At 71.3% G+C, this 14,491-nt stretch carries 11 protein-coding genes; 5 read left to right on the top strand and 6 right to left on the bottom strand.

Features of this window, described 5'->3' with window-relative positions; all coding sequences use genetic code 11:
• Nucleotides 1-15: 15 nt before the first annotated feature.
• Nucleotides 16-516: a DUF1203 domain-containing protein gene (locus tag ACTVZO_RS15375; protein WP_443298923.1), complete on the top strand. Its 501-nt coding sequence runs from the start codon at nucleotides 16-18 to the stop codon at nucleotides 514-516.
• A 51-nt stretch (nucleotides 517-567) separates the two neighbouring features.
• Here the strand turns inward: ACTVZO_RS15375 and ACTVZO_RS15370 are convergent, their stop codons facing one another.
• Nucleotides 568-1,596, bottom strand: coding sequence for an aspartate-semialdehyde dehydrogenase (locus tag ACTVZO_RS15370; protein WP_443298922.1), 1,029 nt, complete (start codon nucleotides 1,594-1,596; stop codon nucleotides 568-570).
• A 269-nt stretch (nucleotides 1,597-1,865) separates the two neighbouring features.
• Here ACTVZO_RS15370 and ACTVZO_RS15365 point away from each other — a divergent pair, with 269 nt between their 5' ends.
• Nucleotides 1,866-3,356: a M28 family metallopeptidase gene (locus tag ACTVZO_RS15365; RefSeq protein ID WP_443298921.1), complete on the top strand. Its 1,491-nt coding sequence runs from the start codon at nucleotides 1,866-1,868 to the stop codon at nucleotides 3,354-3,356.
• A gap of 88 nt (nucleotides 3,357-3,444) precedes the next feature.
• On the opposite strand, the gene ACTVZO_RS15360 is transcribed toward ACTVZO_RS15365, so the two are convergent.
• Complete coding sequence (locus tag ACTVZO_RS15360) at nucleotides 3,445-6,768, bottom strand: S8 family serine peptidase (RefSeq protein WP_443298920.1); 3,324 nt, start codon at nucleotides 6,766-6,768, stop codon at nucleotides 3,445-3,447.
• Nucleotides 6,769-7,040: 272 nt separating this feature from the next.
• A complete protein-coding gene (locus ACTVZO_RS15355) occupies nucleotides 7,041-7,604 on the bottom strand; it encodes a CGNR zinc finger domain-containing protein (RefSeq protein ID WP_443298919.1) in 564 nt (187 codons plus the stop codon).
• A 128-nt stretch (nucleotides 7,605-7,732) separates the two neighbouring features.
• Between ACTVZO_RS15355 and ACTVZO_RS15350 the strand changes: the two genes are divergently transcribed.
• The gene (locus ACTVZO_RS15350; RefSeq protein ID WP_443298918.1) at nucleotides 7,733-8,191 is read left to right on the top strand and encodes a VOC family protein; all 459 of its coding nucleotides are present in this window, start codon (nucleotides 7,733-7,735) and stop codon (nucleotides 8,189-8,191) included.
• Nucleotides 8,191-9,081 (top strand): pyridoxamine 5'-phosphate oxidase family protein, encoded by an 891-nt coding sequence (locus ACTVZO_RS15345; RefSeq protein WP_443298917.1) that lies wholly within the window; start codon nucleotides 8,191-8,193, stop codon nucleotides 9,079-9,081. The genes ACTVZO_RS15350 and ACTVZO_RS15345 overlap by 1 nt, the downstream gene beginning before the upstream one ends.
• On the opposite strand, the gene ACTVZO_RS15340 is transcribed toward ACTVZO_RS15345, so the two are convergent.
• The gene (locus ACTVZO_RS15340) at nucleotides 9,057-10,016 is read right to left on the bottom strand and encodes a hypothetical protein (RefSeq protein ID WP_443298916.1); all 960 of its coding nucleotides are present in this window, start codon (nucleotides 10,014-10,016) and stop codon (nucleotides 9,057-9,059) included. The genes ACTVZO_RS15345 and ACTVZO_RS15340 overlap by 25 nt on opposite strands.
• Before the next feature lie 247 nt (nucleotides 10,017-10,263).
• Nucleotides 10,264-12,822 carry an aminopeptidase N gene (gene pepN / locus ACTVZO_RS15335; RefSeq protein WP_443298915.1) on the bottom strand — a complete coding sequence of 853 codons (2,559 nt, stop codon included), beginning with the start codon at nucleotides 12,820-12,822 and terminating at the stop codon, nucleotides 10,264-10,266.
• Between the two features lie 126 nt (nucleotides 12,823-12,948).
• On the opposite strand from pepN, the gene ACTVZO_RS15330 reads away from it, so the two are divergent.
• Nucleotides 12,949-13,596: a DsbA family protein gene (locus tag ACTVZO_RS15330; RefSeq protein WP_443298914.1), complete on the top strand. Its 648-nt coding sequence runs from the start codon at nucleotides 12,949-12,951 to the stop codon at nucleotides 13,594-13,596.
• A gap of 139 nt (nucleotides 13,597-13,735) precedes the next feature.
• Here ACTVZO_RS15330 and ACTVZO_RS15325 read toward each other — a convergent pair whose 3' ends face one another.
• A complete protein-coding gene (locus ACTVZO_RS15325; RefSeq protein WP_443298913.1) occupies nucleotides 13,736-14,392 on the bottom strand; it encodes a superoxide dismutase in 657 nt (218 codons plus the stop codon).
• Nucleotides 14,393-14,491: the final 99 nt, after the last annotated feature.

Genomic DNA, 14,491 nt, shown 5'->3' with positions numbered 1-14,491 from the left:
GGCAGGCTGGGGTCCATGACCACGACGTACTGGGCACGGCCCATCGAGGAAACGGCCCTCGGGGAACTGCGGGAGAGCGACGACGCGGGCAGGCCCTGCCGCCCGTACACCGACGACGAGGGCGGCGCTCCGCTGCGCTGCTGCCTGCGGCCGAGCACGGCCGGGGAGCGGATCGCGCTCGTCTCGTACGCGCCGCTGCGGCGCTGGGCGGCCGCGACGGGCGCCGAACCGGGCGCGTACGACGAGCAGGGCCCCGTCTTCGTCCACGCCGAGGACTGCGGCGGGACCGGGCGGCGCGCCGGGTACCCCTTCGCGCGGCCCGGCGTACAGCGCACCGTCCGGCGCTACAGCGCCGCGGGCCGGATCCTCGGCGGACGCGTCCTGGACCTGGGGGAGGACCCGCACGCCGTGATCGAGGCGGACCTCGCCGAGGCCTTCGCCGACCCCGAGGTCGCGCTCGTGCACGTCAGGGCGGCCGAGTTCGGCTGCTTCCAGTTCGAGGTGCGCAGGCCCTGACGCGGAAGGGCGGCACCGTCACGGTGCCGCCCCTCCGCCGTACGAGCGGGATCAGCCGCGCAGCTCCTCGGCCACGAGCTCGGCGATCTGGACCGCGTTCAGCGCCGCGCCCTTGCGCAGGTTGTCGTTCGACAGGAACAGCGCGAGGCCGTTCTCAGCGGTCTCGTCGACGCGGATGCGGCCCACGTACGAGGCGTCGCGGCCCGCGGCCTGGAGGGGGGTCGGGATCTCCGACAGCTCGACGCCCGGGGCGTCCTTCAGCAGCTCGTAGGCGCGCTCGACGCTGATCGGGCGGTCGAAGCGGGCGTTGATCTGGAGGGAGTGGCCGGAGAAGACCGGCACGCGCACGCAGGTGCCCGAGACCTTGAGCTCCGGGATCTCCAGGATCTTGCGGGACTCGTTGCGGAGCTTCTGCTCCTCGTCGGTCTCGAAGGAGCCGTCGTCGACGATCGAGCCCGCGAGCGGTACGACGTTGTAGGCGATGGGCCGCTTGTAGACGGCCGGCTCCGGGAAGTCCACCGCGCCGCCGTCGAAGGTCAGCTGGTCGGCGGACTCGGAGACCGCGCAGGCCTGGGTGCGCAGTTCGGCGACACCGGCCAGGCCCGACCCGGACACGGCCTGGTAGGTGGTGGCGATCAGCGCGGACAGGCCGGCCTCGTCGTGCAGCGGGCGCAGCACCGGCATCGCGGCCATGGTGGTGCAGTTCGGGTTCGCGATGATGCCCTTGGGGCGGTTCTTGATCGCGTGCGGGTTGACCTCGGAGACGACGAGGGGGACCTCGGGGTCCTTGCGCCAGGCGGAGGAGTTGTCGATCACGACGGCGCCCTGTGCGGCGACCTTCTCTGCGAGGGCCTTGGAGGTGGCGCCGCCCGCGGAGAAGAGCACGATGTCCAGACCGGAGTAGTCGGCCGTGGAGGCGTCCTCGATGGTGATCTCCCGGCCCTCCCACTCGAGGGCCGAGCCCGCCGAACGGGCCGAGGCGAACAGCCGCAGCTCGTCCACCGGGAACTTCCGCTCGGCGAGGATGCCGCGCATGACTCCGCCGACCTGTCCGGTGGCTCCGACGATTCCGACCCTCACGGTGACTCCTTCAGTACGTACGACGCGGGCGCGCGTGAAGCCATCATGCGTTCGACCCCACGAGCCTTGTCCAATCCATTGTCCGAGGAACGGACGGTGTCCTGGATGTGAACCCGTGTGACGAGTCCGTGGCGCGCGTGTTGCAAGGCGCCTGAACATCCCTTTTGCCTGGTCGGAGCCGGTTAGCGTCCGATCTGCCATGACCGATATCCGGACGTGGCCGACCGTATTGCGACCCATCCGACCCATCCGACTCGGGGAGATCCACCGTGCGCGCCATCCGCCACCGCCGCCGGTCCATACCGGCGCTCGCCGCCCTCGCGGCCGCCGCCGTCGCCGCACCCGTCCTGCTCACCGCCACTCCGGCCGCGGCCCACCCGCGCGAGGGCAGGCTCGCCAAGGAGCTCGTGGAGGAGGTCACCGTCCGCGGCGCCTACCGCCACCTGGCGAGGTTCCAGCAGATCGCGGACGCCAACGGAGGCAACCGGGCCGCCGGCACGCCCGGCCACGCGGCTTCCGCCGCCTACGTCCACGACACCCTGAGGAAGGCCGGCTACGACGTCTCGTACCAGGACTTCGACATCCACGAGGCGCACACGAAGACGGAGAAGACCCTCGTCCTCGGCGACGGGGGTGCGCAGGGCCGCGAGCTGGCCACCGCCGCGTTCACCTTCACCAGGTCCACCCCGGCGGGCGGGCTGACCGCCCCGCTCGCGCTCGCGCGCGTCGACGAGACCCCGGGCTGCGCGGCCGACGACTACCCGGCCGGCGCGTTCACCGGGAAGATCGCCCTGGTCAAGCGCGGGTCCTGCACCTTCGTGGAGAAGCAGAACGCGGCCGCCGCGGCCGGCGCCCTCGGCGTCATCGTCTACAACCACAGCGGCACCACCCCGGTCCGCGGGGGCTTCTCCTCGCCCGCCGAGGGGCTCATCCCGAGCGCGGGCATCACCCTGGCCGACGGCGAGGCGCTGGCCGCGGCCGCCGCCGGGGGCGAGGTGACCGTACGCCTGGACCTGGACCAGGAGCACGTGAGGAAGACCACCCGCAACGTGATCGCCGAGACCCGGGGCGGTCGCGCCGACCGCGTGGTGGCGGTCGGCGCCCACCTGGACTCGGTCGCCGAGGGCCCCGGCATCAACGACAACGGCTCCGGCTCGGCCGGACTGCTGGAGGTGGCGCTGAAGCTCGCGGAGGAGGGCGCCAACAAGAAGGGCAAGGGTCCCGCCAACAAGGTCCGGTTCGCCTGGTGGTCGGCGGAGGAGCTGGGCCTGCTGGGCTCCGAGCACTACGTGGCGCAGCTGTCCGCGCGGCAGAAGCGGAACATCGCGCTGTACCTCAACTTCGACATGATCGCCTCGCCGAACCCCGTGCAGTTCGTCTACGACGGCGACGACTCCGACCGGACCGGCGCGGGCGCCGGCCCGGCCGGCTCGGCGCAGATCGAGGCGCTGATCAACGGCTTCCTCGACAAGAAGCGGAAGCCGCACGAGGGCAGCGATTTCGACGGCCGCTCCGACTACGGCCCGTTCATCGCGAACGGCATCCCGGCCGGCGGCACCTTCACCGGAGCCGAGGGCATCAAGACCGCCGAGCAGGCCGAGCGCCACGGCGGCACCGCGGGCGCCCCGTACGACCCGAACTACCACGGGGCGGGCGACGACCTGAAGAACCTGGACCTCAAGGTCTTCGACACCAACCTGGACGTCATCGCCCACGCGGTGGGCACCTACGCCCAGGACCTGAGCTCCCTGAAGGGCTGACCACCCAGGGGGACGCGGGGGAAAAGCCCGGAGGGGCAGTGCTCGTCACGACGAGCACTGCCCCTCCGGTGTCGTACTTCCTACCGGGCTACGGGAGGACCTTCTCGATCTGCACGCTGCCGGTGCCGGCGGCGGTGCCGCGGGCGTTCAGCAGCTGGACCTGGCCGAAGAACTGCCGGCCCTCGGGGGCGGCGGCGCTGACCAGGACGTTCGCCGAGACCGCCGCGGAGGCGCCGTTGGCGAGGTTGACCGCGCTGGTCTCGTCGACCTGGACGGAGCCCAGACCGGCCGAGAAGTACACGTCGCGGTAGTCGTACGCGGTGGAGCCGGACGGGACCGCGTAGCCGAACACCTCGATGGTGTAGGTGCCCGCGCCCGGGTTCACCAGGCTGACGCTCTCCTCGGAGTCGCCGTCGGCGGAGGAGCCGACCTTGACGCCGTCCTTGTACACGTCGAGGTCGAGGTCGGCGGCGGTGTCGGACACCTTGCCGATCGCGATGTCGAGGCGGGAGACGCCCTCGCCGATCGTGACCTCGGTGGTGTGGGTCTCACCGCTGGCGATGGTCGGCTTGGCGACCTTCGCCGAGCCGAGCGGGCCGCCCTTGAGCTTGCCGCCCGCGATGGCCGCGGCGTCGTTCTTCACGGTCCACTGGACCGGGGCCGGGGTGCCCTGCTTGACCTCGGGCAGGACCTTGACCGCGGGGTCGAAGGCCGCGCCGAGCACGGAGACGTCCAGCTTGAACGGGTTGTCGAGCAGCGGCGACGTACGGCGCGACTCGACCTCGATCTCCCAGACGCCCGGCTGCGGGTCGGCGTACGAGCGCAGGTCGGGGCGGCAGGTGTTCGCCGGGTTGTCGTAGTTCGGGTAGCACTGGGTGGTCGCGCTGTCCTCGACGCCCACGCCGTACGGGTGGATCGAGATGAAGCGCGTCTGGCTGCCCGCCGCGAGACCGCCGAGGGCGACCTCGAGGGTCTTCGCGCCCGCCGGGACGGTCACGAAGTACGACTTGTGGCTGTTGCGCTGCACGGAGGAGGTGTCCGAGAGCGTGAACGAAGGCTTCGCCAGCGGGGTGGCGGCGACGACCGTGGCCAGGATCTGCTTGTCGATGCCCTCGGTGGTCGCGTCGTCCAGCTGAAGGATGCCGCTGTGGACGCCGGCCGACTTGGCGTTGGCCTCGACCTTGATGGTGACGGGCTTGTTCAGCGGCAGGGTGACGTAGTCGTAGCCGCCGATGACCTTGAACGTACCGTCGTTGTTGCGCCAGCTCAGGTCGTGCCGGGTGCCGTACTTGACGCCCGTGGTGCGGGTGACGACGACGTTGTAGACCTTCTTCTGGCCGACCTTGAGGCCGCCCTCGCGGTCGTACAGGCCGGTGCCGAAGCCCGGGGTCTTCAGGAACTGGTCGATCGCGGTGTCGACCGGGGCCTTGACGGTGAACTCGTTGGCCTTCGCGTCGCCCTGGATGGAGTCCCACGCGTCGACGATGTTGATCAGACCCGAGCCCTGGGCGTGCGCCGGGACGTCGTCGATCTTCTTCGCGGTGCTGGTGAGCGCCACGCGCAGGCTCGCCGGGGTCAGCTTGATGTTGTGCTGCTTGGCGGCCGAGATCAGCAGGGCGCTGGCGCCCGCCGCCTGCGGCGAGGACATCGAGGTGCCCTGGAGCATGCCGTAACCGGCCGGGAGCGTGTAGCCGGCCTCCTTGACCGGGGCGCCGGGCAGCCAGGTCTGGATGGTGTTGATGGCCGCGCCGGGGGCGGTGATGGTCGGCGTGAACCCGCCGTCCTCACGCGGACCGCGCGAGGAGAAGGGGAACATGTTGTACTTCTTCGCCACGCCGGAGCCGTAGTTGGCGGCCCAGGTCTCCTTGGAGACCGCCGCGCCCACGGAGATGACCTTGTCCGCGAGGCTGGGGTCGCCGATGGTGTTGACGCCGGGGCCCTCGTTGCCGGCCGAGATGACCAGCTGGACACCGTAGGTGTCGATGAGGTTCTTGTAGAGCTCGGAACGCGCGTTGTTGCCGTCGTTCAGCGCCGGGAGGCCGCCGATCGACATGTTGACGATGTCGACGCCGCGGTTCACGACGAGGTCGATCATGCCCTCGGTCAGCGCGATGTTGGTGCAGCCGCCGGACCAGGAGCAGGCGCGCGAGGAGACGAGCTTGGCGCCGGGCGCCTCGCCGTTCATCTTGCCGCCGAAGAGGCTGTTGGCGGCGGTGATGCCGGCGACGTGCGTGCCGTGCTCGGACTCGATGATGCCGATGTTGACGAAGTCGGCCTTCTTGCCGACCCAGTCACCACCCAGCGGGTCCATCGGGACGTCCTTGCGGATCTCGATCACGAAGGGGATGCGGTCGGCGACCTCGGTCGCCGCGTTCTCCGTGCCGAAGTAGCCGATCTGGTAGCCGTCCTTGTACGGCTTCATCGGCTCGTTGTTCGTGAAGTCGCCGTCCTGGTCGGTGTCGACGCGGACCGTGCCGGCGGCGGCGTCGTAGAGCATGCCGAACCGGTCGGTGGTGTCCCCGTCCCGGTTGACGTCGCCCTTCATGTCGCCGGTGGCGGTGATCGACTCGCTGAAGCGGCTCCACTGGAAGCTGCCCTCGGGGGCCTTCCAGCTCTGGCCGCCCGCGGAGAAGGTGCCGGCCGCGGTGGTGACCGGGGTGATCTGGGCGCGCCAGGTGCCGTCGCCGTCCGTGATCGGGTCGGTCGCCGTGACCCAGTCGACGATCTTGCGCTCGCCGGTGGTGGTCTTCTGCAGGGCCGGGTGACCGAGGTCGACGCCCGAGTCCATGATGCCGATGGTCACGCCACGGCCGTCGGCCTGCGGGTTCTGCTCGACGAAGTCCACCGCGCCGGTCTCGAAGGACGGGTTGTACGGGTTCTTCGCCGGGGTGTTCTCGTCCGGCGCCGCGTACGCCTCGGCCGCGTTCTTCTTGCCCGCGCCCGAGGCGCTGTGGGCGTCGGGCCGCGGGTCCGGCAGCTGGATCTCGTGCCGCAGGTCGATGCCGTGCACCGAGGACAGCTTGGCGGCCGCCTTCAGCGCGGCCTCCGCCTTGCCGGTGGGCAGGGTGGCGCGGACGTAGCCGAGCTTGTCGTACGTCTGGCCCACCGAGGCGCCCTGGACGGCGTCGAGCTGGTCGGCCACCTGCTTGGTCTGGCCGGGGGCGGTCGCGACCATGACGGTGACGGTCGCGTCGCCCTTGGTCTTGGCCGCCTGGAGCAGCTCGGCGTCGGCCGAACCGAGCTTCTGGTCAGCGGACTTGACGGCCGCCTTGGCGCCCGGGGTGTCGGTGCCGGTGGCGGCGAAGACGGGCGCGGAGCCGGTGGCCACGAGGGCGGCCACCAGGCCGGCCGCGGCCGCGACGCGCACGGCGCGTCTGGCCCCGGGTATGGAGCTGGGGGATTCGAGGGTCATCTGCATCCCTGGTCAGTGGAAGAAATGGTCCGGAATTCGGTGCCGGATGACCGGTCAGCTTTGCGCAAGAGCAAGGTCTTTGGGGAGAGTTGTCATTGACCGAGACCTGCCATGGCGGACTCTCGCCAGCGCGGAGCATGCGCCAGCGCGGCCGTACCGGGACAGACCGGGACGACCCAAAGGGCTGGGGAGTAGATTTGTAGACTTCCCGACGGCGCGTCAGGGGTGGGGCGAGGTCCGGCGCGGGATCGGGTGTGACAACTTTCGGGGTTTCAGCGCTCGCGCGTGCGCGCGTAATGACGGGAGGCTTTCGCCCGGTTTCCGCACGCGGCCATCGAGCACCAGCGGCGGGTGCCGTTGCGCGAGACGTCGTGGAAGTGCAGGACGCAGCTGTCGGAGGCGCACTTGCGGATCCGGTCGGGCGCGGAGTCCAGCAGTTCCAGGTAGTTCCGGGCGGCCGTCCACGCCGGACCCCATGTCCGGTCGTCGAACTCGGCCCGCTCGCCCGGGCCTTCGGCGGTCAGGGTGGGGCGGATCCGGCCGTGCTCCAGCACCGCGTCGACCAGGGCCCGTGCGCTCTCGTCGGCGGGGTCGGCCACCGCGCGGGCCAGGGCTTCGCGGGCGGTCAGCAGGTGGACGAGGGTCGGGGCGTCCGCGCGGAAGCGGCCGGCCAGGCCGGTGCTCTCCAGCCAGACCGTCAGCCCTTCGACCCGGGACAGCCCGGCGGCTCCCGCGAAGAGGTCGTGCGGTCCGCCGTCGCCGGCCCAGCGGGTGTTCAGCAGGTCGAGGGCGACCGGCTCCCCGGTCAGGGGTCGTGGGTCCGCCGCCGCCGTCATGTCTCCGAACCTTCCCGCCACCCCGTCGCTAACCCCTCAAGGGTACGTGACCGGTTGACCGCTCCCCGGCTAACCCTTAAAGTAGATGTAGACGGTTAGAGAAGAACACCTCTGGGGAAGGCATTTCCATGACGGGCGTCATCAGCAAGCTCCGCACCGGGCACGTGGGTCTGAACGTCACCGACCTCGACCGGTCGCTCGCCTTCTACCGGGACGCCCTCGGCTTCCAGGTGCTGGGTGAGGGCAAGGAGGAGGGGCGCCGCTCCGCCTTCCTCGGCCAGGACGGCGAGCTCGTCCTCACCCTCTGGCAGCAGGCCGACGGGCGCTTCGCCCCGGCCGCGGCCGGACTGCACCACCTGGCGCTGTCGGCCGGCGCCGTCGAGGAGGTACGGGAGTACGAGGAGCGGCTGCGGTCGCTGGGCGTGGAGTTCGCGTACCAAGGCCTCGTCGCCCACGGCGAGGGGCAGGCCTCCGGCGGCATCTTCTTCCACGACCCGGACGGCACCCGCCTGGAGATCTCCGCACCGACCGGCGCCGAAGGCGCACCCGCCCCCGTCACGGGGGCTCCGACCTGCGGATTCTTCTAATGGCCACGGACGCCTACCACTGGGGCCCGCTGGCCGTGCAGGAACGGGTCGGCGTACGGGAGCTGGCCGAGCACGTCGGCCGCTCGATCGGCACCGGCATCCGGGACGTCGCGGCCGCTTTCCTCGGCCTCCAGCCCCACCTGGTCGTCGGTGCCGCCGACGGCGCGGGGCGGATGTGGGCCTCGCTGCTCACGGGGGCACCCGGTTTCGTACGGGCCACCGGGCCGGACCGGATCACGGTCGCCGGCGGACTACCGGAGGGCGATCCGCTCGAGGAGGCGCTGGCCACCGCCGGGACCCGCGTCGGCACCATCGCGCTCGATCCGCGCACCCGGCGCCGGATGCGGCTCAACGGGACGCTCGAAGTGACCGGCGGAGGGTTCGCCGTCCACGCCGAACAGGTCTTCGCCAACTGTCCGAAGTACTTGCAGAAGCGGCAGCCGCTGGACCTCGCCGCCGAAGGAGCCGGTGTCGTGCGGCGCGGGGACGCGCTCACCCCCGACCAGGAGCGGGCCGTCCGCGCCGCCGACACCTTCTTCGTCGCCACCACGGCGGAGGCGGACGGGGTGGACGCCAGCCACCGGGGCGGGCTGCCGGGCTTCGTGGAGGTGACCTCGCCGACGGAGCTGAGCTGGCCGGACTACGCGGGCAACGCCATGTTCCTCACCCTGGGGAACCTGACGGCCGACCCGCGGGCCGGGCTGCTCTTCCCGGACTGGGAGAGCGGGGCGCTGCTCCAGCTCAGCGGCCGGGCGCGGACCGAGTTCGGGGCCGGCGGGGAGCGGCGCGTGCGCTTCCTCGTGGAGTCGGTGGTGGAGAGTCTGCATCCGGGGCGGCTGCGGTGGAGCGCCCCGGAGTACTCGCCTCACCTGGGGAGCACCACCAGGTAGGAGGCGGGTTCGCGGTCGTCGGACGCGGTCAGCGCGGTCCGGACGACCGCGGCCTGCTGCTCGGGCCAGTCGCGGAGCTTGCGCGGGGTGATGTGGATGACGGTCACCCCGAGCCGCTCCAGGGTCTCCCGCTTGCGGACGCACTCGGACCACTGCTCGTCCTCGCCCTGGCGCGGGGCGCGGGTGTCGATCTCCACGGCGACGGAGTGCTCGGGCCAGAACGCGTCGACGCCGCCGAGGTGCGGGCCCCCGGGCAGCCGAAGGTCCACGTTCCAGACGGGCTCGGGGAGGTCGTATCCCCGTACGAGGTGGTAGAGCCGGTCCTCGGCGATGGCGCGGCCCTCCGCCAGCAGCGACTCGACGGCGTCGACCACGTGCGGCCGGCTCAGCAGCCGGGCCACCGTCAGCTCCCGCACCACGGCGGCCGGTTCGCAGTGCCCGCCGCGGACGGCTTCGCTGAGCAGGCGGCGTACGGTGCCCGCGTCGTCGAGCTGGGCCACGGCGTCGGCCACGGCCCGCGCGACCGGGGCCACCGGCAGACCGGTCACCTCCTGGGACCGGGGCGGGGTGTGCGAGCGCACGATCCGCACGTCGCCGGTGGAGCGCAGCCGCCGGGTGCCGGGCACGAGCACGTCGATGTGGGAGAGGCCGAGCAGCGCGGGCACGGAGCCGAACCGGTACAGGGCGAGCGCCGCCAGCCCCGTGATCATGGCCTCGCCGCCGCGCCGGCCCGCGTACAGCAGCGCGGCGTGCAGCCGCTCCTCGCTGGTCGCGGGGCCCGAGTGGAGCAGGAACACCCCGGGCAGGATCTGCTGCCAGGGCCGCTCGGCGGCGTCGGAGGCGGTGACGCCGTGCTCGCGGAGCTGGGCCAGCGTCAGCACGCGGGGGCGGCTGCCGGTGAGGTGGGCGAGGGGGAGGGGTGCGTTGTGGTTCATGACGCGGTGATTCCCTCAGGCCATGGCCTTGCTAACCCCTGTTACACGCTCGTCGGCAAATCGGGACAAGCCGGGGCTAAAGTACGGACGTTCGACTGCCGATGGGCTCCGCCGGTTCGGCCGCCTGGAGGTCCGCCGGACCTCGTCCGGGGAGACCCCCGCGCCTCGAACGCCGGGCGGATGCAGCCTCGCCGGCGTTTGAGGCGCGGGGGCGCGGGGGCGGAGCCCCCGACGACGGCGCCGAGGGCTAGTCGGCCGACGCCTCGTCGCAACGCTGGGCGCGAAGGGCGCGGGCCAGGTCGTCCCGGGACTCCAGGACCAGGCGGCGCAGGGCCGGCGGAGCCGAAGGGTGCGACGACAGCCAGGCGTCCGTGGCGGCCAGCGTCGGCTCCGGCTCGGCCAGCGAGGGGTACAGGCCCTTCACCACGTCCATGCCGATCTGGATCGACCGGTCCGCCCACACCCGCTCGATCACTTCGAAGTACGGCTCCGCGTAAGCCGCCAGCAGGCCCCGCTGCGAAGGCTGCTGCATACCGGCGATCGTCGCCTCCACCAGCGCGTTCGACAGTGCGTCCGACTCGACCACCGCCACCCACGCCTGGTCCTTCACCGCCGCCGACGGCCGCGCCGCCAGGCACCGTACCTGGTGCCGCTTGCCCGACGCCGTGTCGTCCCGGGCCAGTTCGGCATTGAGCGCGCCCTCGTCCACCGCCCCGTGCGCCGCCAGCGGAAGCAGGAAGTCCCAGCGCAGCTCCTGGTCCACCTCCAGCCCGTCGATCCGGGCGGAGCCCTCCAGCAGACCCAGCAGCAGCTGGAAGTCGCCCTCGGTCGCCGCGCTCGCCGCGAAGAAGCGGGCCCAGGTCAGCTGGTGCTCCGACCCCGGCTCCGCCAGCCGCAGTTCGTGCAGCGCGCCCGCCGCCAGCTCCCGGCCGCCCTGCTCGCGCCGGCCCGGCGCCGTGTAGTGGGTGATCGCGGTCAGCGCCTGCGCGTGCAGCATCTGCAGCACGCCGACGTCCGTCTCCCGGCCCGCGTGCGCCAGCACCAGCGAGATGAAGTCTCGTGCGGGCATCAGCCCGTCCCGCGTCAGGTTCCACAGCGCCGACCAGCTCAGCGCCCGCGCGAGCGGATCCGTCAGGTCGCCCAGGTGCGCCCGCAGCGTGGTCAGCGAGCCCTCGTCGAAGCGGACCTTGCAGTAGGTGAGGTCCTCGTCGTTGACCAGCACGAGGTCCGGCCGCTCCCGGCCCGCCAGCTCCGCGACCGCGGTCCGCGCGCCCGACACGTCCGTCCCGGCCCGCGCGTAGCGCACCAGCGTGCCGTCGGACTCCAGCCGGTACAGGCCGACCGCGACCCGGTGCGGCCGCAGCTCGTCGCCCTCCTGCAGCACCGCGAGCTCGGTCACCCGCCCGCTCGCGTCGCAGGTCACCACCGGGGTGAGCGCGTTCACGCCCGCCGTCTGGAGCCAGGCCCGGGACCATTCGGCCATGTCCCGCCCGGAGACCTCCGCGAGCACCGACAGCAGGTCGTCCAGCGTCGTGTTCCCGTACGCGTGCGCCTTGAAGTAACGGCGCGCGCCCTCCAGGAACGCCTCCCGCCCCACGTAGGCCACCAGCTGCTTGAGGACCGCGGCGCCCTTGGCGTAGGTGATCCCGTCGAAGTTCAGCTTCGCGTCCTCCAGGTCACGGATGTCGGCCGTGATCGGGTGCGTGGACGGCAGCTGGTCGGCGCGGTAGGCCCACGCCTTGCGGTTGTTGGCGAAGGTGACCCACGCCTGGTCGAAGCGGGTGGCCTCGACCAGCGCGAAGGAGCCCATGAAGTCCGCGAAGGACTCCTTCAGCCACAGGTCGTCCCACCACTTCATGGTGACCAGGTCGCCGAACCACATGTGCGCCATCTCGTGCAGGATCGTGTTCGAGCGCCGCTCGTACGAGGCCTGCGTGACCTTGCCCCGGTAGATGTACTCCTCGCGGAACGTCACCATCCCCGGGTTCTCCATCGCGCCCAGGTTGTACTCCGGCACGAAGGCCTGGTCGTACTTCCCGAAGGGGTACGGGTAGTCGAAGATCTCGTGGAAGAGGTCGAAGCCCTGCTTGGTGACCAGGAAGACGTCGTCCGCGTCGAAGTGCTTGGCGAGCCCCTTGCGGCACATGGCGCCGAGCGGGATCGTCAGGTCCCCGCGGGTGTAGGAGTCCGTCACGTAGTGGTACGGGCCCGCGACCACGCAGGTGATGTACGTGGAGATCGGCGCGGTCTCGGCGAACCGCCAGACCCCCGCCTCCCGGGACTCCTCCGCGCCGTTGCTCCACACCTGCCAGCCCTCGGGGGCCGTCACCTCGAAGCGGTACGGGGCCTTGAGGTCCGGCTGCTCGAAGTTCGCGTACACCCGCCGGGCGTCCGCCGGCTCGTACTGGGTGTAGAGGTAGACCTCGCCGTCCTCCGGGTCCACGAAGCGGTGCAGGCCCTCGCCCGTGCGGCTGTACGCGCAGTTCGCGTCCACCACCAGCACGTTCTCGGAGGCCAGTCCGTCCAGGGCGATCCGCGCCCCGTCGAAGACGGCGGCGGCGTCCAGCGCGCGCCCGTTGAGGGTCACGGAGTTCACGGAGGGGGCGATCAGGTCCGCGAAGGTGGCGGAGCCGGGGACGGCGGCCCGGAAGCGGATCGTGGTCACCGAGCGGAAGGTCCGGGGGCCCTCGGCCGGTTCGGCCTCGTCCACCGCGGACCTCACGTCGAGGACCACCTCGTACCCGTCGACGGACAGCAGTTCGGCCCTCTCGCGGGCCTCGTCGCGGGACAGATTCTCTCCGGGCACGTGCACTCCTTCGTGCGTGGTCGGGTTCCTTCGATCGAATCCTCCCATGGGGGGAATGCGTGCGAACGCCCGCCGGTTGGTCAGGGGGACACCACGAACGACGCCGTGAGCGATGCGAGGAGAAACATGTCCGACACCCAGGTGCGCGAGAAGACCCCGGTCGACTTCTGGTTCGACCCGCTCTGCCCCTGGGCCTGGATGACGTCCCGGTGGATGCTCGAGGTCGAGAAGGTCCGCGACGTCGAGGTCCGCTGGCACGTGATGAGCCTGGCCGTCCTGAACGAGAACAAGCTCGACGAACTGCCCGAGCACTACCGTGAGCTGCTCGGCCCCAAGGGCTGGGCGCCGGTGCGCGTGGTCGTCGCGGCCCAGCAGAAGTTCGGTGACGAGATCACCGGCAAGCTCTACACCGAGCTCGGCACCCGCATCCACAACGAGGGCAAGGGCGCGACCCGCGAGGTGATCGCCGAGGCGCTGGCGGCGCTCGCGCTGCCGGCCGAGCTGCTGGCGTACGCCGACTCCGACGAGTACGACGAGGTGCTGCGCGCCTCCCACGAGGACGGCATCAACCGGGTCGGCCAGGAGGTCGGCACCCCGGTGATCTCGGTGCCCGGCGCCGACGGCGAGGACGTGGCCTTCTTCGGCCCCGTCGTCACCCCGGCCCCGCGCGGCGAGGCCGCGGCCCGCCTGTGGGACGGCACGCTGCTGGTCGCCTCGACCCCCGGCTTCTACGAGATCAAGCGCACCCGTACGAAGGGCCCGTCCTTCGAGTAGTCCCCACCGGCCGGGCAGTCCGCACCGGCGCACACAGAAGACCCCCGCGAGTCACGTCCTCACGGGGGTCTTCTGCTGGACACGCCCGCCGGTGAAGGTTGAGAAGACGATCACGAGGCGGACGGGCTCGGTGGTGCGATCAGCCCTTGGCGGGGATCAGCAGCGGGGTGTTCGCCTTGGCGTCGGCGTAGCGCTTGGACACGTCCTGCCAGTTGACGACGTTCCACATCGCCTCGATGAAGTCCACCTTCTGGTTCTTGTACTGAAGGTAGAAGGCGTGCTCCCAGGCGTCGAACACCAGGACCGGGGTGCTGGCCACGCCGACGTTGCCCTGGTGGTCGTAGACCTGCTCGACGACCAGGCGGCCGCTGACGGGCTCGTACGCGAGCACGCCCCAGCCGGAGCCCTGGGTGGCGGAGGAGGCGAAGGTCAGCTGCTTCTTGAACTTCGCGAAGGAGCCGAAGGATTCGGCGATCGCGTCGGCCAGGTCGCCCAGGCCGTCGGCCGCGGTGGGCTCGCCGCCGCCCTCGCCGGTCTTCGGGCTGGCCATGTTGTGCCAGTAGATGCTGTGCAGGATGTGGCCGGAGAGGTGGAACGCGAGGTTCTTCTCGAGGCCGTTGAGCGCGCCCCAGTTCTCCTTGTCGCGCGCCTCCGCCAGCTGCTCCAGCGTGTTGTTGGCGCCCGTCACGTACGCCGCGTGGTGCTTGTCGTGGTGCAGCTCGATGATCTGCGGGTTGATCACCGGCTCCAGCGCCGCGTAGTCGTACGGAAGCTCAGGAAGCGTGTAGATGGCCATCGTGTTTATCCGGTCCCCTCAGCGTGCCAACTGCTTACTGCAACTAATGCGCAACTGCACGCTAGCAGTATCTATTCCAGGTCACACGTAAGGGTTACC

Origin of the sequence: Streptomyces sp. IBSNAI002 (assembly GCF_052244475.1) — a bacterium.
Taxonomy (GTDB): Bacteria; Actinomycetota; Actinomycetes; order Streptomycetales; family Streptomycetaceae; genus Streptomyces.
This window is presented reverse-complemented; position numbering and strand designations above follow the sequence as displayed.